1 protein-coding gene is annotated in these 533 nt (G+C 48.6%); it reads right to left on the bottom strand.

The window, feature by feature from the left end; genetic code table 11:
• A partial coding sequence (locus Q2M23_RS43900) for a hypothetical protein (protein ID WP_316399579.1) occupies positions 1 to 288 on the bottom strand: 288 nt, incomplete at its 3' end.
• Between the last annotated feature and the right edge of the window lie 245 nt (positions 289 to 533).

Raw genomic sequence — 533 nt, 5'->3', positions numbered from 1 at the left:
CACGCCTATACCGTTGATTGCACCGTGCGAAATACGCAGCATTGCGCATAACATTGGCTTCGTAAAACTGTTGCGGATAGAAACATGCACCGTGTGGAACAGGCCTAACAAAAGCGAGCTTAACGTAACCCTTGAATGAGCAGACGGCGTACGAAGCACTTTACCGGGAAGTACGGCGGAACGCTCGTTAAGTACTCCACAGTGAGTACATAATGCGTCCCAGGGCGCACCTGTCTGATGAATAGCACGGAACGAAGATTGAAACGAAACAACCGTCAACCGGATCATGGCGAACGTTCGAAAATAGCTGTTACGTGTTAGCATAAACGGCACAAAGAAACTTTGGCTAACATGCAAACGCTTACGCAGGACACTAACTGACGCATATACACGACTAGAAGCAAACAAATAAAAATACTGGTTGAGACAACTTACCAACACCACCACCGCGGCCGACAGTTAAGAACGGAATGAAAATCAACGTGAGAGCGCGGGCGAGAGGACCAATCCAACAACGCCACGGAACAGAGAAC

The organism is Bradyrhizobium sp. 33ap4, from assembly GCF_032654765.1.
Taxonomy (GTDB): Bacteria; Pseudomonadota; Alphaproteobacteria; order Rhizobiales; family Xanthobacteraceae; genus Bradyrhizobium; species Bradyrhizobium australafricanum.
The sequence above is the reverse complement of the archived record's forward strand: the minus strand, read 5'-3'. Positions and strand labels throughout refer to the sequence as shown.